14 protein-coding genes and 1 pseudogene are annotated in these 25,673 nt (G+C 33.9%); 8 read left to right on the top strand and 7 right to left on the bottom strand.

Translation table 11 applies throughout. The annotated features are described in order from the left end of the window. Positions 1-11 precede the first annotated feature (11 nt). The 7 genes from AAGD59_RS02370 (at position 12) to AAGD59_RS02340 (ending at position 5,699) form a co-directional block, all read left to right on the top strand. A complete protein-coding gene (locus tag AAGD59_RS02370; protein WP_265027969.1) occupies positions 12-2,288 on the top strand; it encodes a phage tail tape measure protein in 2,277 nt (758 codons plus the stop codon). After that, on the top strand, positions 2,288-2,635 hold the full coding sequence (locus AAGD59_RS02365) for a phage tail protein (RefSeq protein WP_265027968.1): 348 nt from the start codon (positions 2,288-2,290) through the stop codon (positions 2,633-2,635). The genes AAGD59_RS02370 and AAGD59_RS02365 overlap by 1 nt, the downstream gene beginning before the upstream one ends. Continuing rightward, positions 2,632-2,841 carry a tail protein X gene (locus AAGD59_RS02360; protein WP_406833161.1) on the top strand — a complete coding sequence of 70 codons (210 nt, stop codon included), beginning with the start codon at positions 2,632-2,634 and terminating at the stop codon, positions 2,839-2,841. The genes AAGD59_RS02365 and AAGD59_RS02360 overlap by 4 nt, the downstream gene beginning before the upstream one ends. Further along, the gene (locus AAGD59_RS02355) at positions 2,838-3,803 is read left to right on the top strand and encodes a phage late control D family protein (protein WP_265027967.1); all 966 of its coding nucleotides are present in this window, start codon (positions 2,838-2,840) and stop codon (positions 3,801-3,803) included. Before AAGD59_RS02360 ends, AAGD59_RS02355 begins: the two co-directional genes overlap by 4 nt. A gap of 151 nt (positions 3,804-3,954) precedes the next feature. After that, the gene (locus AAGD59_RS02350; RefSeq protein WP_320157620.1) at positions 3,955-4,383 is read left to right on the top strand and encodes an ankyrin repeat domain-containing protein; all 429 of its coding nucleotides are present in this window, start codon (positions 3,955-3,957) and stop codon (positions 4,381-4,383) included. A 141-nt stretch (positions 4,384-4,524) separates the two neighbouring features. Beyond that, a complete protein-coding gene (locus AAGD59_RS02345; RefSeq protein ID WP_151807986.1) occupies positions 4,525-4,749 on the top strand; it encodes a hypothetical protein in 225 nt (74 codons plus the stop codon). A 20-nt stretch (positions 4,750-4,769) separates the two neighbouring features. Beyond that, entirely contained in the window at positions 4,770-5,699 is a 930-nt protein-coding gene (locus AAGD59_RS02340; RefSeq protein ID WP_265027965.1) for a patatin-like phospholipase family protein, read from the top strand. A gap of 38 nt (positions 5,700-5,737) precedes the next feature. Here AAGD59_RS02340 and AAGD59_RS02335 read toward each other — a convergent pair whose 3' ends face one another. The 5 genes and pseudogenes from AAGD59_RS02335 to AAGD59_RS02315 form a co-directional block, all read right to left on the bottom strand. After that, entirely contained in the window at positions 5,738-6,640 is a 903-nt protein-coding gene (locus AAGD59_RS02335; protein WP_265027964.1) for a helix-turn-helix domain-containing protein, read from the bottom strand. A 25-nt stretch (positions 6,641-6,665) separates the two neighbouring features. Further along, complete coding sequence (locus tag AAGD59_RS02330; RefSeq protein ID WP_265027963.1) at positions 6,666-7,580, bottom strand: helix-turn-helix domain-containing protein; 915 nt, start codon at positions 7,578-7,580, stop codon at positions 6,666-6,668. Positions 7,581-7,647: 67 nt separating this feature from the next. Further along, positions 7,648-8,781 carry a hypothetical protein gene (locus tag AAGD59_RS02325; RefSeq protein ID WP_265027962.1) on the bottom strand — a complete coding sequence of 378 codons (1,134 nt, stop codon included), beginning with the start codon at positions 8,779-8,781 and terminating at the stop codon, positions 7,648-7,650. 102 nt (positions 8,782-8,883) lie between these two features. Beyond that, entirely contained in the window at positions 8,884-9,540 is a 657-nt protein-coding gene (locus AAGD59_RS02320) for a RadC family protein (RefSeq protein ID WP_265027961.1), read from the bottom strand. A 162-nt stretch (positions 9,541-9,702) separates the two neighbouring features. Continuing rightward, positions 9,703-10,611, bottom strand: a pseudogene (locus AAGD59_RS02315) (helix-turn-helix domain-containing protein). Between the two features lie 97 nt (positions 10,612-10,708). On the opposite strand from AAGD59_RS02315, the gene AAGD59_RS02310 reads away from it, so the two are divergent. Next, positions 10,709-11,602 (top strand): Rpn family recombination-promoting nuclease/putative transposase, encoded by an 894-nt coding sequence (locus tag AAGD59_RS02310; RefSeq protein ID WP_265027960.1) that lies wholly within the window; start codon positions 10,709-10,711, stop codon positions 11,600-11,602. A 127-nt stretch (positions 11,603-11,729) separates the two neighbouring features. Here AAGD59_RS02310 and AAGD59_RS02305 read toward each other — a convergent pair whose 3' ends face one another. Both AAGD59_RS02305 and AAGD59_RS02300 read right to left on the bottom strand, forming a co-directional pair. Then, a complete protein-coding gene (locus AAGD59_RS02305) occupies positions 11,730-11,885 on the bottom strand; it encodes a hypothetical protein (protein WP_265027959.1) in 156 nt (51 codons plus the stop codon). Between the two features lie 28 nt (positions 11,886-11,913). Continuing rightward, complete coding sequence (locus AAGD59_RS02300) at positions 11,914-25,647, bottom strand: ankyrin repeat domain-containing protein (RefSeq protein WP_341812947.1); 13,734 nt, start codon at positions 25,645-25,647, stop codon at positions 11,914-11,916. Positions 25,648-25,673: the final 26 nt, after the last annotated feature.

Raw genomic sequence — 25,673 nt, 5'->3', positions numbered from 1 at the left:
AGGAAGGTACAATGTCAACATTATCTATAAAAATCGGAGCAGTTTTAGATGGCAGTTTCAGTACTGTAATAAAAGGAAGTAGCAGTCAACTTACTCATCTTGGTGAGAATATAAGAAAGCTTGACTCATCTTTAAAATCAGTATCAAAGTTTAAGCAGTTAGGTCATGATGTTTTGACTAGCAAGAGGTCATGGAAAGGCTTTGAAGATCAAGTAAAATCTTTAGCTAAACAAATGAAGGCAATAGAGAAACCGAGCAAAACTTTAAAAGCAGAATTTGACAAGGCCAAAACCTCTGCAATAAAAGCAAAAGAAGCATATTTGAAAAAGAGAGATGCTTTGCATTCATTTAATGAAGAAGTAAGAAAAAGTGGAAGAAATATTAAGTCATTAGTAAGTGATCAATATAAACTTGGTTCTTCTATTGAAGTGCTAAAAGGTAAGTATGGTAAGCTTGGGTCTGTAATACGTAGTCACCAAAGTTTTTTAGCAAGCAAAGCACATTTTAAGTCACAAATTATAGAGACTATTGGGCTAGGGCTAACGCTTGCAGCTCCAGTTAAAGTTGCAATTGACTTTGAAAGTGCTATGGCTGATGTTACAAAAGTGGTAGATTTTAAAAAAGGGACGGATGAAGCAACTAAATTTGCAAAGAAGTTAAAAGAGATGTCACGTACTATACCATTATCAGCCGCAGAACTGGCACAAATAGCTGCAAGTGGTGGTCAACTTGGTATCAAGAAAGAAGATCTTTTTATGTTTACAGAAACAGTGGCAAAAATGTCTACAGCATTTGATATGTCTGCAGAGCAAGCAGGTGATTCTATAGCTAAACTCTCTAACGTTTATGGAATTGATGTTAGTAAAATGGAATACGTTGGTAATGTAATCAATCACTTATCAGATAACACTGCTGCCAAAGCAAAAGATATGGTTGAAGCTCTAGCAATAGTTGGTGGTACTGCAAAACAATTTGGTCTTGACATCAAGGAAACAAGTAGTTTAGTAAATGCCTTCGTTAGTTTAGGTAAACAACCAGCAAAAGCTGCAACTGCTATAAATGCTCTACTTAGTAAACTTCAGACTGCTGAAGAACAAGGAGGGGATTTTAAAGCAGCATTAGAGCAAATGGGAATAACTGCAGAAGAAATAGTACAAAGAATAAGCGAAAACGGCGAAGAAGCATTACTCTATTTTTTTCAAACTCTAAAGAAAATGGATAACCAGGAACGTTCTACAATCCTTATGAAACTTTTCGGTCAGGAATATCAAGATGATATTGCATTATTAGCTGGAAGTTTTAATAAGTATGAGGATGCAATAAAGTTATTGGCTAATACAGAAAAGTACAAGAGCTCTCTACAAGAAGAATTCAAAAATCGTGCAGACACTACAGCTAATAAATTACGACTTCTTCGAAATGCAATAGCTGAAGTTGGTATGAACCTGGGCTCAGTGATGTTGCCTACTTTAAAATCTATAGCTGAATTTTTACAAGAAAAAACTAGATATATAGCAGAGTTTGCAGAAAAATATCCAACTTTAACCACGGCGATCATGGGTACTGTAGCAGCCTTGATAAGTTTAAAAATTGTAGCAGTAGGACTAGGATACGGATTTACATTGCTAGGAAGTACGATTTTTAGTCTGAAAGCAAACCTACTTGGAGTATTTTCATTTTTATCAGCTACAGTTTTTCCTGCAGTAGTAACAGGACTAAGAGCAATAACACTCGCTAACCCTATAGGACTTTTAGTTGCTGGACTTGTTACTGGTGCAGCTCTTGTTATAGCTAACTGGCAAAAGGTGAAAGACTTTTTCTCTAGCTTGTGGAAATCACTCATTAAACCCATAGGAGAAACTTTTTCATGGATAGGAAATAAAGTTAGTAGCATATTTGCTGAGAATAGTCCGATTAGAAAATTTGAAAATAATGGAAATGTTGTTAATAGGCTTTCTAAAAATAGCATTTTCAGTAACGGAAACCCATTGACAAGTAATAGTGCTATCAAACAATTTTCAGAAAATAGTAAAGGCAATTTTGAGAGTTTTAAAGTTAAAGGTGTTATAGAAGAAAAAAGAGCTATAGAACAAGAAGAAGTTGAGAAAGCATTCAAGAAAAGTAGATGTGAAAATAGCGAATCGAAAGTATATAACCAAGCATTCTATCAAACGTTTAATATCAACATTAAATCTGAAGATGTGCGCAGTGTTGCTGATTCAGTAATAGAACGATTTAGAGAACAAGCACGTGGGGCACTTTTTGATATAGTTGAAGAGTTACATTGATGTTGCTTGGAAAATGTAAGCTTGAACCAATAAGCCTAAGATACAGTAAAGAAAAAAGGTGGTATACAATTGAATGTATTGAAAAAACGTTGCTACAAAACATTGGCTCAGGAATTGAATGTATTGATCTGACAGGAGTGATTTATCCACGTTATCAGAGTAATGGCTTAGAACAGCTAAAAAATATACGTGATACTCAAGAACCGCACGTTCTGGTTGATAATTCAGGAAGTATACTTGGGAATTTTGTCATTACTAATGTAGAAGAAAAACAGATATTATTTTTTCCTGATGGAAAACCGAGAAAAGTTGAGTTTATTTTGAAGTTAAAAAGTTACAGTAAGTGATTTATTATTACACGAAAGAAAACGAAATGTTAGATGAAATTTGCTGGAAACATTATGGATACAGTAGTGGAGCAGTAGAGGAAGTATTGCTTGAAAATCCAGGTCTTGCAGAACATGGAAGTTTTTTGCCCGCTGGATTAAGAATTAAGCTTCCTAAAATTCAAAAAATACCGAAAGAATCTGTTATAAACATTTTAGATGAATGACACCAGACTTTGATATAGTAGCAAAAAATAACCCAGTAACAGAGGTTTTAAAAAAGAGTTTAATATTACTACGTGTCACTGATGGATCAGGTACTACAAGTGACGAAGCTGAGATATGTATTAATTATAGCTCTAGCGCTTTAGAACTTAAGGGTAATTTACAGGTTTTTCTAGGATATAAAGAAACAGGTTTATTACCTATGGGGGTATATAAGGCAAATCAAATTACAATACAAAGTCCACCACAAACTTTAAGAATAAAATGTGACGCTGCAAGTTTAAGAGGATCATTAAAGGAAAGAAAATCAAAGGAATGGAAAGACATTACCTTGGGAGATTTGATTAAAGAAATAGCACAAGAACATGGGTATGAAGGTAAAGTCGCTGAAAGATTTGAAAATATATTTATACCACATACCATTCAAGCAGATGAAAGCGACATGAGTTTTTTGGAAGGATTAGGCAAAAAATATGATGCACTAGTAAAACCAGCAGGAGGATATATAATTTTTATTCCGAAGGGAGAAGCAAGATCAGCGACTGGAAAGATGTTAGGCACAACAGTACTTACACCTAAAGATATTATAAATTGGGAGGTAAATTTTAATGTGCGTAACAAATATGGATCTGTTATTGCAAAATGGCACAGTTATGAGAAGGGAGAAACTATAGAAGAGAAAGTGGGAAATGATGATCCAAGTTATACCATGCAAACGCTTTACTCTACCGCAGAATCAGCAATTAGTGCAGCAGCAGCGAAGTTAAAACAACTAAAGCGTAGTATATCAAGTTTAAATGTAACTGTTCCTGGTAATCCAGAATTATTTGCAGAAGCTAAGATCAGCCTTTCAGGATTTTGTCAGGAAATTGAAGGTGAATGGGTAATCAGCAGGGCAGAACATATTCTGAATAATAGAGGATATCAAACTATAGTAGAGGCAAAAGTGAGCAAAGCTATTTAAATGAAACTTAAGCAAATGATTATTTAATTCTAAAAAAATGTTAGACATGAACAAAATAAGTAAGAACATAAAGAATAAGATAAATTTTCTATGGCTGATGATAACAGTTATATGTGTTGTTGTTACATGTTGTTATACAAAGAGTAAAGCTGTGAGTAATTATAAAACAGTACTACAAATTGCTTCTGAAAATTGTAACTTAGAGGTTGTAAAACTTTTGGTAGAAAATCTATTAGATGTTAATGTGCAGGTTCCTAAATTAACAGCATTACATTATGCTTCAGAGGCAGGTTGTTTAGAAGTTGTGGATTTTCTAGTGCAAAAAGGAGCTGATATAGGCGCTTCTGTGGGGTATGAGGGATGGACACCGCTGCATTATGCTGCAGATCAAGGACGTTTGGAAATTGTTAAATTTTTATTAGACAAAGGAGCAGATCCTAGTGCTGTAGCTAAAGATGGAAGAACACCTAGAAGCATGGCTGTAATATCAGAAGAACGTAATAAAGATAAAAACAAGCAATACAGAGAAGTAATAAAACTACTTTCCAATGCAGAAGGCTCGCTCAAAAATAGCAAATAATATCAAAGATATATTGGAGTCATAAGGATCTGCAGAAGAGCAATACGAATTCAAATAGTGACTACCACAGCAAAATATAGAAACTGAACATATTTCTTCTTTTATCAGTAATTTGCAATTATTTTATAACCAGTAAAAAATATGCTAAAAAAAATCCCAATTACAGTAATTATTACCATATTAATCCAAACCGTAGCATTGATATGGTGGTTATCCAAGCTAGACTCAAGGGTACAATTTCACGATAAACTTATTGAATATGGTTTAATGGAAAAAGTATTAGTACTTGAGGAAAGGGTGAAAAATCTTTCTGAGGAATTGGATGAGTTTAAATTACACGTTCTAAGCGGAAAAATTAAATCTTAATACCCTTACCTAAATTCATAATGATTAAATATATTTTATCCGTTGATGGAGGTGGAATTAGAGGAATCATTCCTGCCATTATTCTAGCAGAAATAGAAAAAAGAACAAGAAAGAGAGTAGCTGAAATCTTTCACTTAATGGCAGGAACCTCAACCGGTGGAATTGTTATAGCAGGATTATGTAAAAAAGATAAACAAGGAAACCCTCAATATTCAGCCAATGATTTAGTTGAGTTTTACCAAGAATACGGGTCATATATTTTTAAATCTTCATTCTTCAGGCGATCAATATTATCTTGGTTTAACTGTACACAATACCCACATAAAAATATTGAGTATGTACTTCATAAATATTTTGGCGATGATGTCTTTAAAAACACTTTAAGTAATGTGTTGATTACGAGTTACGATATTCACAATAACTGCCCATTTTTCTTCAAAAGCTGGAAAGAGGATAGGAATTTTATTAAATTAAGGGATGTATTAAGAGCAGCAACTGCAGCACCTACTTACTTTGCACCTAAATATTTAAAAGTCAACCAAAAGGAAATGGTATTAGTGGATGGAGGGGTTTTTGCCAATAATCCAGCGGCTTGCGCATATGCAAGTGGTAAGAAATTGTTTCCAAATGATGAGATTATACTGTTATCACTAGGTACTGGTAGAACAGATAGAAGCATAGCTAATTCAAGGAGATTTGGAAAAATAGGATGGATCAAGCCACTACTACATGTGATGTTTGCTTCAAGTTTAGATGCAGTAAATTATCAGTTGGATCAAGTTATAGGTGATAAATATATACGAATACAATCGCAATTAAAAATAGCATCACCTGACATGGATAATATTACATCAAAAAATATCAAATCTCTGCAGGAGGAGGCAAATGCAATGATAGAGGACAATAAGAAAGTGATAGAAAAATTCTGTATAGAAATATTAAATATATAACTATTTTTACTTATATCTTATATATTATTTAACACAATTCAATTTTCACACTCATCAGCAGTTAGGCCACTTGCTCGCACAATAATATCAATAGCAATGCCTGCCTTCACTAGATTTTTCGCAACCTTGATCTTTTCTGTTTTTTTAACTTTCTCTTTGCTATTCTTCATATCCCTAGATAAAAATTTCTTCACTAATTCTTGCTCTTTAGTTTTTCTTAGTAAATTAAGTAGTTCACTATCTTCATTTGTTTTAGGTAGCAGAACTTTAATATTCACTGATAATGCATCTGATATTTTATATAATTTATCAAATGTTATAGCAGTATACCCTCTTTCATATTCGTGTATTTCCTTGAGTGTTAAACCAACTTTATCCGCCAAATCTTTTTGAGTATATCTTCTTATCAACCTCCATTCTCTTATTCTTTGCCCTATTCTGTAATATATAGAATCAGTGCAGACTTCTTTCTCTGTATTATCATACTCGTAAATAGATAAGCCGGTTGCTTGGGAAATTATGTCAACTGAAACTCCTTCTTTAACTAGATTTTTTGCTACTTCTAATCTTGCCTCCTCTTGATTGATTTTCTCGCTAATATGAACAAACCTGACTAATGAAGGTACTATTTTGCCTAACTTTTGATTCTCATATATTTTCGTTAGATAGAATATTTCTTCGTCTTCATCTTCATACTCTCTTACTGTTATTGGTTTAGGTAATAGATCTACAACATTAACTGACAGTACTCTTGCTATTACATATAGTACTTCAATCGGAATAGGAATATACCCATTTTCATAATTGGTTACTTCTTTATATGCTAATTCGATTTTACTTGCTAACTCTGCTTGAGTACACCTTTGCATTAATCTACAATCTTCTATTTTTTGCCCTATTTTGTAGTGTATAGAACTAACATCTCTTACAAAAACAAACATATATACCTTACTTAAAAATAAATTTTCATGCAATTTGATCAGCGGATAAACCAACTATTTGCAAAATAATATCAATAGAAATTCCCCCTTTTACTAAATTCTTTGCAACTTTGATTCTTTCCGCTTTTCTTACTTTTTCTTCACAAATCCGTATGCCTTCAAACAAAGATTTTATTAGTGCATTACGTAATTCTTGGCTCTCAATTTCTTTGTATTCTTTAATCAAATCAGGTAGCTCATTTTTTACTTTACTCCCTTCCTCTATTAGTAGATCCGTAATATTAATCGATAATGCTTCTGCCATTTCATATAATTTATCAAGTGGAACAGCAGTCCTTCCTTGTTCATAGTTGCTTATTTCGTGACGGGTTGTACTCATTTTCTCTGCTAAATCCTTTTGAGTATACTCTCTCACTAGCCTCCATTCTTTTATCTTTTTTCCTATTTGGCAGTATATAGAACCAACTTTTTCTTCAATACATTCATCAGCAGGCAGACCAATTGTTTTTGCAACAATATCAACAGAAACTCCTGCTTTAACCAAACCCTTTGCAATTTTTATTTTTTCCGATTTTCTACTACTTTTCTCACTAACTTGGACAAATTTGGTTAGCAAACAAAACATTCTACGTAACTCCTGATCATTAATCTTTTTATATTCTCTTACTAGATTTAATATTTCTCCTTCCTCATTTTTAAGGCGGATTTTCTCCTTTGATTCAGGAATGAGATCGGTAATACTTACTGACAATGCTTCTGCTATAGCGTACAACCTTTCGATTGAAATTCCACGGTTCCCTTTCTCATATTGCAGTATCACCCAATACTTTACACCAATTTTCTCAGCTAAATCCTTCTGAGTATAACCTCTCTCTAACCTCCAATTTTTTACTTTTTCCCCTACTTCACAGTCTAGACTTTTTTCCACGAAAACAACCATGCATATAATATTTTCTATTATAGCTCAAAGGCTCCAGATATAATAGCCAGACTCTGGAACCTTTAAATTAAAGTGCCCTACAAGTTTCTTTACTATTTTCACGTACTTTGTCTGCCCATGAAAACAATTTTTCACTTACTTCCTTCTGCTTTTCACTCCATATGCCACATCTAGTGAAACTACCTCTTTCTACCGCTTCTTTAAGTTTCACTCCTCCAAAGAGACAGTTTTTTCCTATTTCTTCGCCTCTTTTTTGTAACTCAGCCCACATTTCCTTGTTTTCTACTCTGACTTGTACTTGATCATATTTTTTTACATCATGGCACAATATGATATTAAGCTTACCAGTGCTCGTAGGAAATTCTAATACAATAGAGCCTCCACCTGATACATCAACGTAATTTCTTGTACCTCCCTTCTCGCTTTTAACCTCAACTGCATCATTACCAATTTTTAAAATATTACTTCCTAACTTTCTGTTTGCTTCTAATATTTTGGCTACTTCTATCTTACTATTTTCAGAGAACTCTATATACGATGTTGTATTGTCTATCTCGATATCTATTAATTCTCCTTCTTGAACAGCACTTTCGCCAGCTTTCTCTAGTTCTTCTAGTCTCTCATCTATCTGTGGCTGAACTTCTGGTTGTAGCTCATTATAGATTTCACCTATCAGTTTATTCTGTAGTAGAGTATCATGAAACTCTGCACCGCTTAACATTAATTTACGTATTACCTTTTTACGATCAACCTTATCAAATTTATGAAAATGTGTACCTAATACTACATACTCTGCGAAACTCCATTCCCCATCATTACATGCATTTAGCCTTGCTCCAGCAGCTAGTGCTTCGTCTACAACCTTGTGCAGTTCATTTGGACTTTTTGCTCTTACCACAGCACTTTTAAGCCAGCTCAACTTTTCTGCACTTGGCTTTATTTTTTGCAAAGCTGAAGCAAATGGATTCAACCCTTCTGGATAATCTGCTTGATTACTCAAAGGTTTTGTGCCATATATGTAGTCAAGTCCTTTTCCATAGTTGATTTTGTTTTCGTGAACGTTTCTGCTAGGGAAAGGCATTGTATCTTCCGGTTTTATCTCCTTCTGATTATTAATTTTGCTCACAAACTTAGACTGCTTTATATCAACGCCTTCAAGAGCACCAAATATTTTCTTCAATAACTTGTCTTTACTAGTCATATAACCCCCATATTAAAAATACTTTTTAAGTATATAAATCTTAGTTTATACATTCTATTACTCAGTATAAATTATAATGAGTAGATTTGCAAATACTTTCTGCTATAACAATCCACTTTCTCTAAAACTAAAATAGCCTCCACTTGTGATGATAATATGGTCAAATAATCTAACGCTTACAGTACTACATGCTGCTGCTAAGCTCTTCGTTACTTCTTGATCTTCTTCTGATGGTTCTAAGCGTCCCCCAGGATGGTTGTGTGACATTATTACTAATGTTGCATTCTTTATTAATGCTTTTCTTATAATTTCCTTTATGTACACTGGTGCTTTTTCCATTTCACCAATATAGGATTCTTCTCCGATTAGTTGGCGCCTTTTATTCAAGTACAGTATTTTTACACATTCCCTCTCTGCATGACCTATACTTACGTTCAAGTATTCTACTAGCCCTTGTAAGTCCATTATTGGCTTACTCTTAAGCTTTTCTCTCAGTACCCTTTCTAGTGTTTCTTTAACGCATATAATCATTGCTACTGCAGAATCAGTTACTCCTTCTATAACTTTCAGGTCGTCCATTTCTCGACCTAAAATCCTTCCTACTCCTGCATAGGTATTCACCAGATTTTTAGCAATTTCTTGAGCTTGTGGCCTTTCATGTACTGCACTTAGAAACGTTTCCATTATTTCACGATCAAGTAGTGCTTTGCCTTTGCTTTCTAATATTCTGAATTCGATTTCTTCTTTACTTTTATTCATATAATTTACCTTTCACTAACAACAAACTTTTTTTAAATATTTACTGCTGTTTTTTATCAGCATTGGCATAGAGCCATAACTTTTGAGTGAAGTCAAATCAATTTCTCAATCTTTTTTACTTATTTTTTCATCAAGAAGTAAAGATATTAATAGATATTTATTTTAAACTTGTTGAATTTCGCCTAAAGAGAGGCCTGTTGTTTGCAAAATAATATCAATAGAAATTCCTTCTTTTACTAAATCTTTTGCAATTTTGATTCTTTCTTCTTCTCTAATTTTCTCCTCACAAATCCGTATGCCTTCAAACATAGATTTTATTAGTGCATTACTTGGCTTTCAATCTTTTTGTATTCTTTTATTAAATCAGGTACCACTTTATCATCTGCATCTTCTGTTAGCTCAAGTAGATCTACAATATTAATCGATAACGCCTCTGCCATTTCATATAAGTGGAACAGCAACCCTTCCTTGCTCATAGTTACTTATTTCATCACGTGTTGTAACCATTTTCTCTGCTAAATCCTTCTGAGTATATTCCCGTACTGCCCTCCATTCTTTTATCTTTTTTCCTATTTGGTAGTATATAGAACCTGTTTTTTCTTCAACACACTCATTAGCAGAGAGGCCAATTGCTTGTGAAACAATATCAACAGAAATTCCTGCTTTAACCATACCCTTTGCAATTTTCACCTTCTCTGCTTTTTTACTACTTTTCTCGCTAATTTGGACAAATTTGGTTAGTAAACAAAACATCCTACGTAACTCCTGACCGTTAATCTTTTTATATTCTCTTACTAGATTTAGTATCTCTTCTTCTTCGTTTTTAAGGCAAATTTTTTCATTTGATACAGGAATAAGATCTATGATGCCAACCGATAACACTTCTGCTATAGCATACAATTTCTCAATCGAAATTTTACGTGTTCCTTTTTCATATTGTAGTACTACTTGATACGTTACGCCAATTTTTCCCGCTAAATCTTTTTGAGTATAACCTCGCTTTAACCTCCAGCTCCTTACTTTTTGTGCTATTTGGTATCTTAGAGAGATAGTAGTAGTATGCTTTGCCATACAGAAATAAATATTATACAGGTTAACATAAATCAAAAAGGTTGAACATTTCTTCACAATTGTGTATAATTATTAATGCTTTTTAGGTTAATTTGTCATGGCTCTTTCGAAGTTTCTCGATCCAAAATTAGATTTAACATTTAAGAAAATCTTCGGTACTGAAAAAAATAAGAATATCCTTATCCATTTTTTGAATGATATCTTAGGCTTTACTGGAGTCAATGCTATTCAGGATGTTGAGTTCCTCAGCACCATTATGAATCCTGAGATTGCTTCTGATAAACAAAGCATCGTTGATGTCCTCTGTAAGGATTCTCTCGGAAATAGGTATATTGCGGAAATGCAGCTCGCTCGTGATAAAGGCTTTGAAAAACGGGCTCAATTATATGCTGCTAAGGCTTACTCAAGGCAGGCTGATAAAGGTGGTAAGTACATTGATTTAAAGAAGGTTTTCTTTATTGCTATTTCTAATTGTAATTTATTTCCTGATAAGCTTGATTATATATCTAGCCATACCATAAGAGATGAAAAAACTAATGAGCATGACTTAAAAGATTTTCAATTTATCTTCATTGAGTTACCAAAGTTTCCCAAAAGTAGAGAAGAGCAGCTAGAAAATGTAGTAGATCGTTGGCTATTTTTCTTTAAATATGCAGAAGAAACAACTGATGAAGATTTAAGAAAAATAGCAGAAAAATCACCAATAATAAAGCTAGCATATGATGAATTAGATAAGTTCCATTGGAATGAGAAGGACCTATTAGCTTATGAAGAAAGGGTAATGGATTTACAGAAAGAAGCTGCTATCTTGGAACAAAAACTTGATGATGCTAAACATGAAGGCATCCAAATCGGCCATCAAAAAGGTAAAATTGAAGGTAAAATTGAAGTAGCAAAAAACTCGCTCAAGGCCGGTGTTTCTATAGATGTTATAGCTCAAATTACTGGTCTCTCTCATTCTGAAATTTCACAACTCAAAGAAAAAACATAATACTCCTACTTATTCACTTTAACATTTATGAAAACCTTTTCTAAGTTAGACATATCCCCTAATTAAGAATCTAGTGAACTATCTAAAATGGCTATGAAGATTGCACATAGAATTATATAAATTACTATCATAACGTTACCCAAACTTCTATATCAAAGCTACGTGCTGTAAGTTCAATAATGTCTACTTCATCCATTTTAGTATTAAGACTATCAAACTTGCTACTGGTTGTTTCCCTAATTATTTTGGCTACCCTCACTTTAAATTTTCCACTACTTGGCATATTATACCTCCATCTCTCATATTTTAATCTACCTACTGAGGTTATTCACAAGCTTAATTACTCCTATATCAGAAAGACAAGTTGATACTTTATCCTTTGGTAGGACATTTGTACAAAAGCACTTCTTACACTTTTCTAAAACATTATCTAACCCAACATTACCACTAAATTCAACTCCTCTTTCAAGACTTGCTGTTATTTCTGGATATGTGTCTTTAAGTTCAACACGTATTCTAGCTTGTTCTTTTGAGCCCAGATTTCTTATTTTACCTTCTACAAATAAATCGAATTTTCTAAGAGCAAACTCAACTGCAACTTTTCTACTTGGTACAACTTCTACTCCTTTGCTTATTAAGTTTTGATAGCGCCTACTTGGAGTATCATCTAATGCATCTGCAACACAACTTGCAAGGGCAATATTTTCATTATTTAGGAAATCATTCCAAACAACAGCTGATATACTTTTTGGTGCATTGTGACTCTCACCTTTTTTATTAATATCATCATTTTTACTCGCAATGCTGTATTGAGCAGGTAATCCAGGAATTACAGAGAAAGTGCTAGCTGCTAATTTTTTCGCCCAGGAAATACAATTATTTATCCATGAAGATGGTCTTGTACCACTACTTGCTGCTACCTCAGGTTGATTACTCGAACCTAGGGACTCACTCAGTAAATGACGGCGTTTACGTTGTACAGCTTCTCCTCTTTTCTGATTGAGTTTTTCTAAGCACTGCACAATATCACTACATTCTTCGTTTTTACCACGTTCTCTTAGCTTCTCTTTAGCAATATCCAGTGGCGTTTTACCATCCTTTTTAGCATCAACATCAGCCCCTTGACCAATAAGCTCTCTAACTTTAGGGAGATTTTCTTCTCTTACAGCAGTAAACAACTTCCTGCGTAATCGCTCCTGTTCTAAAACTCTCACTATATGACCTTGTTGGGTGAGCAATAATGAATTATTGAGAGATTCATGATCCTCTTCAAGAACGTTCTTTGTATTAATAGCAACGTCTAGAGGTGTTTTACCATTCTTGTTTTTAGTATCAACATTAGCTCCTCGACTGATAAGCTCTTTAACTCTAGGAAGACTAAATTCTCTCACAGCAGTAAATAACTCTTTACCTAATTGTTCCTGTTCCAAAGCTTTAACTATATCTGTGTAACCCTTTTGAATAGCCAATTCCAAAGGTGTTTGGTTATGAACATTCTTGACTCCAATGTCAGCACCTCTATCAAGAAGGAATTTGACTGTATCTAATTTGTTTCCCTCGACAGCTACATGTAAAAGTGTAGAGCGGTCATTAGTTACATCATTAATATCATTAGCATCCTTGTCTAAAAGAAATTCAACTATTTCAAGCTTATTACTATACTGAGCAGCCACATGTAAAGGCGTATCGCCGTAGATATCTCTAGCTTTAATATTAGCGTTCTTATTAAACAGAAACTTAACTATGTCAAGCTTGTCACTAGAAGCAGCAAAGTGTAAAGGTGTCCATCCATATATGTCTTTAGCTTCAATCTTAGCACCTCTACCAAGGAAAAACTGGACCATGTCCAGATTACCTTCTTGAGCAGCAAAATGCAAAGGTGTTTTACCATCCTTATCTTGAGCATCAATGTTAGCAGCGTCCAAGCTAGCACCTCGGCTTACAAGATCTTTAACTTTTGCAAAATCACCATCTTGTACTGCAGTCAACAATTGTTTATTTAGCCGTAATTCTGCTTGTTGTAAATACTCTACAACATTATCATATTGGTGACCTTTAGCCACATCTAGCGGGTTTCTACCATCCTTATCTTTAGCACTGATATCAGCTCCTTTACCTATAAGATACTCTACTACATCCAGACGACCATTCCAAGAAGCCCAGTACAGCGGTGTTCTGCCATCTTTGTCAGTATCATTAACACTCACTCCCTTACTAATAAGAAACTCTATAATATTTTTACTATTATTCTCAGCGGCAACATGTATAGGTTTTTCACCAATAGTAGAAGTATCTGCAGCATTGATATTAGCTCCTTTTTCTATCAAGAATTTTGCAACCTCTAATTGATCAAACTTAGCAGCATAGTGTAAAGGTGCCCAACCATTTTTATCAGCCTCATCAACGTTTACCCCCTTGCTGATAAGAAACTCTATAATACTTTTACTATTATTTTCAGCAGCAACATGTATAGGTTTTTTACCAGCAGTAGAGGCGTCTGCGGCATTGATACTAGCTCCCTTATCAACGAGAAGCTCAGCAATCTCTAAACGTCCTCTCCATGCAGCATAGTGCAGTGGTGTATAACCTTGCTTGTCAGTATCATTAATACTCACTCCTTTGCTGAGAAGAAACCCTATGATATCTTTACTATTGTTCTCAATAGCAACATGCACAGGCTTTTTACCATAAGGGCCTTTATCTGCAGCATTAATATCAGCGCCTTTTTTTATCAAAAACCTTGCAATTTCTAAACGATCCTCAAATGCAGCCCAATGTAGTGGTGTCCAACTGTATATATCTGTAATATTAACATTAGCATTCCGACTAACAAGACCTTCAGCTTCATTGAGATTACCATCTTGTACTGCAGTCAACAATCCTTCATCTAAATCCGATTGTACTTGCTCTATCATCTCCACTATATTTGTATAACCTTCTTGATCAGCTAAACCTAAAGGTGTTCTATTACGTTTGTCTTTAACTTTAATACTAGCACCCCTATTAAGAAGAAGCTTGACTGTACTTGGTTTATTTCCTTGTATAGCTATGTGCAAAGGTGTCGAACCATTATTATTTACATCATTAATACTGCTAGCATTTTTGTCTAAAAGAAATTCAACTATTTCAAGCTTACTATCATACTGAGCAGCCACATGTAAAGGTGTATTGCCATACACATCTTTAGCTTTAATATTAGCGTTCTTATCAAAAAGAAACTTAACTATGTCAAACTTGTCACTAAAAGCAGCAAAGTGTAAAAGTGTCCAATCATTACTACCTTTAGTATCCAATCCAGCACCTCGACTTACAAGACCTTTAACTTTATTAAGATCGTCATCTTGCACTGCAGTCAACAACTTTTTATCCAAATCTGATTGTGCTTGTTTCAAGGATTCTATTGTATTTGTGCAATTCTTTCCAGTAGCTAAGTCTAAAGGAGTTTTACCGTTACTATCTTTAGCTTTTAAATCAGCTCCCTTTTCGATAAGATATTCTACTACTTTCAAGTTAATATTACAAGAAGCATAGTGTAAAAGAGTGCTATTATTGCTATCCTTGGCCTTTAAGCTAGCACCCTGGCCAACAAGATCCTCAACTTCATTAAGATCATCATTTTTTACTGCAGATAACAATTTTTCATCTAAGCCCAATTGCATCTTCTTTATCATTTCTACTATATCTGTGTAACCCTTTTGCTCAGCCAACTCTAAAGGTATTTTATCATCTTTGTTTTTAGCCTTTAAACTAGCTCCCCTTTCGATAAGATATTCTACTACTTTCAAGTGACCATTACTACAAGCATTATGTAGAGGAGTATTATCTTTAGTCTCTAAATTTGCACCTTGAGCGATAAGATCTTTTACTTTATCAAGATTACCATCCCTTGCATTAATTAATAACCCTTGATCCAACTCCGCCTTCTTCAAAATTTCTATCATATCTCCTTTAGTAGCTAAGTCTAAAGGTGTTCTATCATTCTTATCTTTAGCATTGACACTAGCACCTCTATCAAGAAGAAGTTTTGCTACGTTCAACCTTCCTGCTTCAACAGCAAGATCTAAAGGCTTTTTATCATCTTTGTCTTGAGATTCGATGACAGCACCTTCATCAAGAAGAAATTGAGCTATATCCAAATTACCCCCTTGAGCAGCAAAATGTAAAGGCGTTCCCTGATACGTTATCTCATTATTAAATTTTGCACCTTTACTAATAAGAAGTTTGACCACACCCCATTTACCTGACTGAGCAGCATAAAGTATCGGTGTCCAATCACGCCCGTCTTGAACTTCGATACTTGCACCTCTGTCAAGAAGGAATTGAAACATATCTAAATTATCCTTTTGAGCAGCAAAGTGTAAAAGTGTATGACCTTCCTTATCTTGAGCATCAATATTAGCACCTTTATCAAGGAGGAGCTTTACTATACTCCATTTTCCTGACTGAGTAGCAAGAAATATTGGTGTGTAACCAAACTCGTCTTGAACTTCGGTATTAGCACCTCTGTCAAGAAGAAGTTTGGCCTTATCACATTCACCAGTTCCGGAAGCAAGATGCAAAGATGTCCTACCAAGTTTACCTTGAGCATTTATGTCTCCACTGTTTGGAGCCTCTAAAGGTATAGAGCTCTCTTGTGAATTAATAATAGAACTCACATTATTTAATTCATCAATACTATCTGAATTACGTATTTTATCTATTTCGTTACTTAATAATATTTCTTTGTCAGCAAATTTTATAGATAATGTTTCCATTTTAGGTTCTTTATAGAAATCTTTAAAACGTATAATACACAACTCACTTGCCTCTATATCAGCATTAAAGGCATTGGTAACTATCAAATCATATTTATCATGAAGATAGGTATACTGCCCTGCTTTTTTAGATATGATTAGTTTATTCTTTTCTTCCACGTCTTGAGGTGTTACTACAATAATTTTCTCATCAGAAATAAAGAACGAAGACTTTAAACATAAACTATCATCTATTTCCATCGTTGCATTATCAAAAACAATTTGTAATTTTTTATACCACTTATTTACAAGGGCATCTTTCAGCCTAACTGTTATTACATCTTGCTGCAAGCTGGTAGCTGATATAGATAACTTAATTAACAAATCATTTTTGTCTTTAATAACCGTTGGTATCGGTTTTATACTCAAATCCCTATCTACTTGCTGCACCAACTGACGTAAATCTAATATACTTCTTAAACTTTTCTTTCCATTGACATCATCATTAATGACTACCTCTTGAATAGGGAAATTTTCGATATCAAGTGTTTCATAACCTGAAGTAATTGCACATACATCGTTTCCGCTTAGAACAATATTTCTTCTCCCACTTGCATTGAGTTCACTACATACATCTCTCCTCATAGAATCCGCAGCATTGCTTCTCCCTCTATTATTTAAATAACTATCTAAATCTAACTTATTTTTTGACTGATTTAAAAAGGTTTGCCTTTCAACATCTTCAACTATAGCAGATATTCTACTTGCTATTTGCTGACTATTTTCTTCAGTCAATATCGACTTATCGTCTACTGCAGTTTGATTATAACCATTTGATTCTTGTATACTACGTCTATTGCGAGTAGATCCACAATCTTCAATTTTCCACCTACTTTGATCTCCCACTCGATCCTGCGTATGCCAAGTAAATACGTATCGTCTATAGCTGTCATACTTATAAGAATCTGCAGCATACAAGTATTCACCATATTGAACGTTCTTTATGTGACAATTGCCACCATCAAGCTCAATTTTCCACTGACTTTGGTCTCCTACTCGCCCCTTTGTATGCCAAGTAAATACGTATCGTCTATAGCTGTCATACTTATAGGAATCTGCAGCATACAAATATTCTCCACGCACAATATTCTTTATATAAAAACCATTGCCACTATTTTCAATCTTCCATTCATCTGCTTTTACTCTACCACCTGAAATCCCAGTAAATACCCTACGTCTATACCTGTCATACGGGGCATAGCTAGCAGCATACAAATATTCATCATACTTAACATTTTTAATACATACTTCTGACGAAAATACCAAATTCTTCACTGATTCTGGTAATTTGTTTTTTAGCCTTTCAAGATCAGATCTTTTTTCTGAATTGACCTTAGAATAGTTACCCATATCCATTGTCTCTTTAATATAATAAGCTAATTTAAACATTGCACCATCATTCTTTGGTATTTTGTCAAACACAGCTATATAACCTGGAATAAACTGACCAATATAACGGTGACTGCGTATAAACCTTAATACTTTTTCTACACCTACCTGCCAGTATACGTCATTTACAGCTTCCTTAATTGCCTCACCAAATAACTTTTTATCAAAATTATACACTCCATCCACAAGTTTAATGGTTGAAGCATTAAGATCATTTAGCATACCGTCCTTTAGCATCTTTTTTCCTGCATTTTTTATTGAATCTCTTAAACTACTTATACAAGACCCTATCAATCTTTTTGCATTAGATGGAATATTTGCTTGGTTAACAACTTCCTTCTTTAAAAATTCAACCTGTTTTATCATTTTAAATGCGTCATTACTTTTAGTCTTGATCCTGCTACAAAGAAGTTCAATTACACCTGAGTCATTATTGTAAGCAGCTAAGTACAGAGGTGTTCTACCATCGTTGTTTTTAGCCTCGATATCAGCACCTCTATCAAGAAGAAGATTAATTATGTTTTGCTTGGCTTCTTCAACAGCCAAATGCAGAGGTGTCTTACCTTCCTTACTTCTAATTTCAACGTTAGCACCCTTATCTACAAGAAAGCTAACCATATCAAGACTGCCGTAATGAACAGCATAGTGTAAAAGCGCCCAATTATCATCGTTGCAACTAGTTAAGGCATTAATGTCACCTTTCTTCTCTAAAAATGATTTAAATACACTTTCACTTAATTTCACATTACCGTTGTAAACAGCATAATTCAAAGCCGTCCAGTTCTGTGAACACTGATTTTTATGTTCAACATCAGCAGTACTTTTTTTAGCAGTTTTATCAAGAAGAACTTTAACTTCATCCTCTTTACCTTCATAAACTGCTGTGCTTACCAACGGTTTTAATACCCCCAATCCTGAAGTTATCATCCACTTATTGCACTGATCTATTATGTCTGAATCATAACCATTCAGCAAAAGGTTGTTTTCTAACTTTTCAAGCAATGTTAAAATCTGATTACTACTTGACGTTATATTTTTTAGTTCCTCAATTTGTTCTAAACTACAGCTATTTTCTGTAAAGCTAACCCGATCCTGCAGTAAAGGAAAACCAAGACATTGATGTGTTGGATCTCTATTTTCTCTTTCAAAATCGTCAACTGATATTAAACATTTAAAGTCATTTTCTACCTTAGGGGTATATTTACTTCTATTTTGATAATTTTCTGAAGCTTTATCAATTAAAGCTTGTATTTTTCTTACCTCAGGCAAACTAAACCTATCTAACTTACGGATTGTTATTGGTTCTAAACCCAGATCGAATTCCAATGTGGAAATTCTATAAGATTCAGAATTATTCCAATTGTTTATGTTGATCGTATGATTAGACTTCTTATCACGAAATATCAGATCTGTACCACTACTAGAAACTTCAACCTGATCCGGAGTAATATTTTTTAGTACCATTACTCCTATTCGTTCCTCATCTTGTCCTACAGAAATAGAGATATTTTTTTCTAATTTTTGATTGTGCTGAATGATACTAGTAGAATCACTAAAGTCTTCAATATATTCTTTTACAATTCTTTCATAATCACCTCTAAGTTTATCCTTATACTCCACTACATTATCAACATTTTCTAATAAGCCAGAAGATAGGAAAAGGTCATTATTATTCCATAAAGAATAAGAAATATTCTCCCATTTACTTCGATCAGTATAAAACCCTTCTATTCTAATAATAAAAGGAATTTCACTTTCTCTTATTAATAAGAGGTCATCTTTATCTTTATATTTTTCAATATCTTCAAGACGGGAATCTATTACTACATGATCACCTTGAAAATCTTTAGGTAACAAAAACATATTCTGAGTTTGTGTAGCCTGTAAAAAAGGAGCTAATTTACCCTTTCCCGAAGAAGAGGGAGAACAAGACATTGATTGTATATTGGGGATAAAAGTTTCTCCTTTTTTGTTCATAACTATAAGATGCCTATAATTAGGATCTTGAAAGTAATTTTTCACTCGAATGTTACTATTATTGTATTTTAAATACAGATCACATTGCTGGATTGAAAAATCTTTCTCAACTGCCGACATAAATAGTGTATCTAGTTTTTTATCACTTGAGTTATTATCAATTTTAACTTCTCTACTATTTATATCATTGCTAATAAAATACACATCACTTCCTCCTCCTCCCCTAGCAAACATAGTTCCTTGATCGAAGTTTATTACATCATCTTCCAGAGAACCAAAAACCATATGTAGAACTGCACTATTACCCTGATTCTGTACTCTATCTCTGATAACACTAAAGACTTTGTAATCCTTGTTATTGTTTAGAATTTTCTTATAATAACTTGCAACATCGTCAAAATTATCTAAGGAATGTTCTGAATGTAATTCAAATGAAGTAATTTTTATAGTTGATGAGTCTGATCTTTCAATCTTAGGAACAATATTACTACCATTTTTGTCTATTAGTGCAAAGTGAGGTTTATTACTGCTTTGTTCAACATAATTTTTTATATCGAGGGTAAATTGATTATTTTTACCAAAATTTATTTTCAAAGATAAAGTATTACTATTTTTAGAGTAAGTTATTTGATCACAATCACTTAATAAATCAAATTCAGGAAAACTTACAGTTCCTGTTCCATCTACGTCAATTTCTGAATATAACCCCCTACCCTTATAGTCTGCAGTTTTTACGTAAAAAGTATAATTGCTTTTTCTACCTTTGACTCTAGTATACGGCGAAATAATTACTTTTTTACAATTTTCAACTACATCTTTCTCATTTTTATTAGAACCACCACTACTATCTATGATAACGTCACGATCATCGATTCCTGTAAAGTGTTCAGAGTAACCCATGCACGAAATCTCATCCACCTTGTTCTTTCTTCCAACATAGTAGTAATTAAAGATGCCATTATTATCAATTTGATCATTGATTAGCCAACGACCATTTACTCTTGCCTTTAATGACCCAGAGGCACTAGGCTTAAAACGATAGTTAACATTCACTCCTATAACTGTATCTTTCAATTGGCTCAAATCAAGTATATTAACAGAGTTACTTCCACCAATAGTTTTACCTGAGAAGTCAACGTTATTTACAACAAACCTATTTACTACCTTATTACTACCACCAGTTATGTTTGCTGTACCTGAGCCAATTAGAAAATTATTGTTCCACTCGTTACTTCCAACGATGGTACCTCTGTCCACATTGCTTAAATCATAAATAATTGTTTTGTCCTTTTGCATCATATTTACTCTCTTATCATGGCTAATAACCATTGCATTATCACAATAGTACTTAGCCGATGGAACTGAGCTTTTAATACCCTTTTCGTAATCTTGACTAGTACTGTGTGGCAAACAAATCATGCTAGCACCTTCAATATAATCAGGTATAACACGCGAAAGATCTTGTGTATTGGCATTTTTCCTATTCATCATAATCGTTGCATAATCTGGACGAAGAGTATTACCGTTTATTTTTCCAAGACCAATACCATAAGCAACAACATTACTAGGGTCATTATTTAAAGCTTTCCAAACTCCTTTAGCTAGACTATTAACCATTTCCTTTCTTGCTGCAAGATGTTGTACATCTTGTGGTACAGGTTGAAAAGCAAATGTATGCCAAAAAATACGCCAATTTTCATCATGGGTTGTATCATACTTTTTCTCGTACTCCACGATATTGCTAACACCACTATAAACTCCGGAAGCTACCATCAATGCAACTCCAACTGCAATGCCGATTCCAGGCATACCAAGTGCTGTAAGAGCAACACCAGACATAAACGATATAGTGGAAAAAGATATAGTTGCTATATTATCTCTTATTTCTTTCTCTCCACATGGATTATCACTATTCTCTCTTTTTTTACAATCAACAAGATTGTTTGCTGACATGCCTATATCAACAATATCAAAGACGCCAGTTATAGCTCCTGCTGTACCTCTTGCTATTGTACTTCCAAATTTTACTCCCACAACTCGAATAGCAAATTTTGTCTGTTTACCTAAAGTACCTGGTATAATTTTTCCCACAACCTTTTCAGCTGATGCTACAACTTTTGGAGTAATTTTAACCATTACATTTTCAATCGGTTGAGATGCAAAAGACCATCCTATTCCGCCTAGATTTAATCCACAATCTGTGGCTGTCCCTTCCTTGCAAGATACGATAGCACCATGGATCCCTCTTATTAATTGTATCCCACCAGCAGCATTCATTAACCTGCCTTTTAATTTTGAGCCTTTTGTTGCACTGCTAGCTTGCTGTGAGATATCTCCATGCAAATTCTTAACACGTTCATTCTGAACATAGCGTTCATACCCTTGATCTCCAACAACCTTATCAAGTAAATACTTACGATCACCTTCAATACTTTTATCTCCAACAAACTCTACTAGTTGAGCGTTTTTTGCTTCATCTTGACTATTTTTAACATAAGTTAGGAACTTTTCACTATCAATTATAGTTTTGTCTACATTATTTTCATCTACCTTTCCTTTACTAAACTTTTCTACATCACCCTTTGAAAATAAACAAGGATTGACACTTCTTTTGCTTCTACCACCAGACCTTACACAACTGTTTAGGTTGAATTTCTTCCTATTTGCTTGTGTTTCAGCAAGTATAGCTTCATCTAAGTTAGCTATACGTTGTGGATCTATACTTAATCTATCTGAAATATTTTCTCTTTGTTCTTGAAAATATGCTTCATTTCGATTAAATAGTAACAGATCTCTAACCCAATCGGAATCATAGCCATTTGCTATCATTTGGTTTAGGGAGTGAGCATTTTCTAATGCCCATAAGCCGCAATTGTGACCATCTGTTTGTTGAGCAATAGAAACGTCATTAACGGTAATTCGAGCACGTTTTAGAACTTGACGAATATTACCTGGAATATCATTACCCAACGAGTCTACATAGTGTCCATTATATTGCCCATTTTGATGGGAAATGACTAACGTAACCCAGTGATTATTATCTAAATTAACAATTAAAGTTAATGGCCGTTTTTCACCTCTTGTTGCTACGCTATTCTGAAACTGTTGTAATTGATTAGCTATATGCTTCGGTGATCCCACTACTTCAAACAATGTGTTAGCCCCATCAGTACCATAGCCATATTCTATTCTTGCAATATCAGCTATATCGTGTTGTTGAAGCCAGTAATGATAATCCTTTTCTGCTGTTGCAGACTCTAATGTACTTAGGTTCTCTTCTTGTATACCCATATCTTTGAGTCTCTGGGTTACTTCTTGTATTCCTTCTAAATGTTTTCTCTTAGCTATGTCAATAGAACTATGAACTACTAGAGCAGGAACAAACTTATTACTTGTTAATATTAAAGAATTTTTATCTTTAGCTTTCACATTAACAACTACTCCCATGAAAAGCATTTTGTCACTATCTGTGATTGCTTTCAGTGCCGCCCCTTTAGCATATCTAACATTTTGTTCTTGTGTTAATTTATCAACTTCTTCTTTCATTCCTTCTTCGTCTAAGTTTTTATCTATAAGCTTAAATTCCAGCGCTATAGGAGTATATTCTTTAGTACCATGAGGTGAAGGACCAATACCTTGAATTACCATATCAACACGACCACCTGCTCCTACTTGAAATTCAGGTATAATTACAATTTTTGCAGAATCCTCTTGTTTCGCAGAAGTCTCTTTTAGCTTCAAATCACTGTAGCTACTAAGTAAACCATTAAGCACAGCTTGCAATCTTGCTTCATTAGTAATCAAATCTTTAATAGGGTAAATCATATCTGCTACTTCAGTAAGCAACACTTTATAGGCTTGCAATGAAGCCTCAACGTCAGAAGCATGTTGAGAAGTAATTGCTTGATCAAGTTTTCCCTTTAATTCATCAGAATTAGGTATCTTAAGAAAACTACCTGTAAATTGCTGATCGGCACCATTTGGTTTATACTTACTTATCTGTTCTATTTCAAAAAGTTCTTCAAAAGATAACCCTGTTTCATATTTTTTGAGACTCATTTTAATTTCTATGACATTGCCTACTCTTCCTATTCCGGGTATGTCCAGCACTGGAATTTTTTTATCAGCATAAAATTCTCTCGTATTGGATTCTCTGATATGAAAAATGAATGCTGTTTTCTCTTGCCCTTCATTACCTTGAACAAATATTAATGTTGTAACAGGGCTTTTAGATAAAGTGTATTCTGTTCCCTGAGACCAATTTAGCGAATACTCATTGTATGAATATATATATTTTTTTACGTTACCCTGATCTTGACCAATCTTGTTGATTAAAATTGATTGACCTAGTATATCTCTACTGAAATAGTAATGATCTTTTGTTTCTTTATTCGCTGGAAAAGTATGGTATTCGCTTGATAACAAATCTTTTACCTTTCGCTTAAAAACTTCCTCAGAAATTGATTGATTATCCCACTCGCCAACTAGTTCGATAAATTCCTCCATCAAAGGAGCTGGTGGTTGTTTAATAGGTTTTACTTCAGTTTTAAACGGTTCCGCATTATCTAAATTCAACCCAACAGCAATAGCATTATCTGCATTGGTTAAAATCCTCATCTTATTTGGTCTAAAACCTTCAATGTAACCTTTAGCTTGCTCCAGCGCATCACTTGGATCAACTTGTCCTTCAGTTCCAGCCTTGAGTTCAATAAGAATTGGGACTGAATCAACAGCACGATTAGGCCCACGAACAAGCAAAACAATATCAGCGTAACCTCCCCCAGCAAACTGCTCCAGATAGAGTTTGGTATTATCACGATATCGAAAGTTATCAAATATTCCTGCTACAAAGCCATGTTGATCGGCTTCGCGAGCTTTAATACCATAAACATTACCTTGTAAATTTAAATTAGTATGAACTTCTTTTATGTAAGTTAGAATTTCTTTAAGATTATCCTGAACTTGATCTATTTCTGCATCTGGATTAACAAGCTTTTCAATATAATTTTCTAGATAGACAGATTTACCTAACTTTTTTGTCACTTCCTGAAACTTTATTGTAGGCTCAATGGGTTGATCTACAATTTTCTTTTTACTTTCTACCTTAATATTTATTTTTTCATCTTCTCCATCACTCTTTAAGGTATATCCCTTTTCTGAAGTCATTCTAGATAACTCCTTCCTGGCATCATCACTAAGATCTTTACCTTGCTTACCTAGAAATTGCTTGACTTCATCGAAAACCTTACCTTTTAGTTGATCACGACTAATCTCAATTGTTTTAACATTACCATATACATTCTTAGCTTTATACTCTAACACACCATCACTTTTCAGATATAAGTATAACTTCTTTGATTTAACATCTTTGTCTGATTTAGGTTTGCTTTTTACTAACTCATACTTATCTTTCAAGATTTTTATTACATCAATTTGAAGCTTACGCGCATCTGATTTAGTATAATCTCTACCCATCACATTCTTCCACTCACCTGTGGTGAATTCGAAATTCTTAGTATTTGTTTGTTTAGAATGTTGAGCTTCTATATCTTCAGTGAAAATAAAAACATGTGTTTTGGACTCTGTTTCTGCTACAACCTTTAAAGTTCTTGCTCCCTCAAAACGAAAGTGCAATTTTTTTATGCCTAGCTTGTCATTAAGTTTAGTATCTAATACACTAGAAAAAGAACCTAAGAATCTATGGGGAAAAAAGCCAGGCTTTTCACTAGAATGTAAATAAGATTGTATTTGATCAACCAACGACTGATATCTTGCTTCAAAAGATTGATCTACTGCATTAGAAGTTGAAGAATCTACTTTCCCCAAAAGCAACTCAATTAACTCGAAACCTTGTGGTTTTTCTTGCTGTTGATTGTTATTAACCATAACTAGCCCCCGATTTTAACCCTTTA

Origin of the sequence: Wolbachia endosymbiont (group A) of Cephus spinipes (genome assembly GCF_964026895.1) — a bacterium.
GTDB classification, from domain to species: Bacteria; Pseudomonadota; Alphaproteobacteria; order Rickettsiales; family Anaplasmataceae; genus Wolbachia; species Wolbachia pipientis.
This window is presented reverse-complemented; position numbering and strand designations above follow the sequence as displayed.

What these genes read in the sequence shown, in the direction of transcription:
- AAGD59_RS02320 (WP_265027961.1), bottom strand. Translation starts at nt 9,540, where the DNA reads ATGAATAAAAGTAAAGAAGAAATCGAATTCAGAATATTAGAAAGCAAA.
- AAGD59_RS02330 (WP_265027963.1), bottom strand. Translation starts at nt 7,580, where the DNA reads ATGGTTGTTTTCGTGGAAAAAAGTCTAGACTGTGAAGTAGGGGAAAAA.
- AAGD59_RS02310 (WP_265027960.1), top strand. Translation starts at nt 10,709, where the DNA reads ATGGCTCTTTCGAAGTTTCTCGATCCAAAATTAGATTTAACATTTAAG.
- AAGD59_RS02340 (WP_265027965.1), top strand. Translation starts at nt 4,770, where the DNA reads ATGATTAAATATATTTTATCCGTTGATGGAGGTGGAATTAGAGGAATC.
- AAGD59_RS02305 (WP_265027959.1), bottom strand. Translation starts at nt 11,885, where the DNA reads ATGCCAAGTAGTGGAAAATTTAAAGTGAGGGTAGCCAAAATAATTAGG.
- AAGD59_RS02325 (WP_265027962.1), bottom strand. Translation starts at nt 8,781, where the DNA reads ATGACTAGTAAAGACAAGTTATTGAAGAAAATATTTGGTGCTCTTGAA.
- AAGD59_RS02370 (WP_265027969.1), top strand. Translation starts at nt 12, where the DNA reads ATGTCAACATTATCTATAAAAATCGGAGCAGTTTTAGATGGCAGTTTC.
- AAGD59_RS02300 (WP_341812947.1), bottom strand. Translation starts at nt 25,647, where the DNA reads ATGGTTAATAACAATCAACAGCAAGAAAAACCACAAGGTTTCGAGTTA.
- AAGD59_RS02335 (WP_265027964.1), bottom strand. Translation starts at nt 6,640, where the DNA reads ATGTTTGTTTTTGTAAGAGATGTTAGTTCTATACACTACAAAATAGGG.
- AAGD59_RS02365 (WP_265027968.1), top strand. Translation starts at nt 2,288, where the DNA reads ATGTTGCTTGGAAAATGTAAGCTTGAACCAATAAGCCTAAGATACAGT.
- AAGD59_RS02345 (WP_151807986.1), top strand. Translation starts at nt 4,525, where the DNA reads ATGCTAAAAAAAATCCCAATTACAGTAATTATTACCATATTAATCCAA.
- AAGD59_RS02355 (WP_265027967.1), top strand. Translation starts at nt 2,838, where the DNA reads ATGACACCAGACTTTGATATAGTAGCAAAAAATAACCCAGTAACAGAG.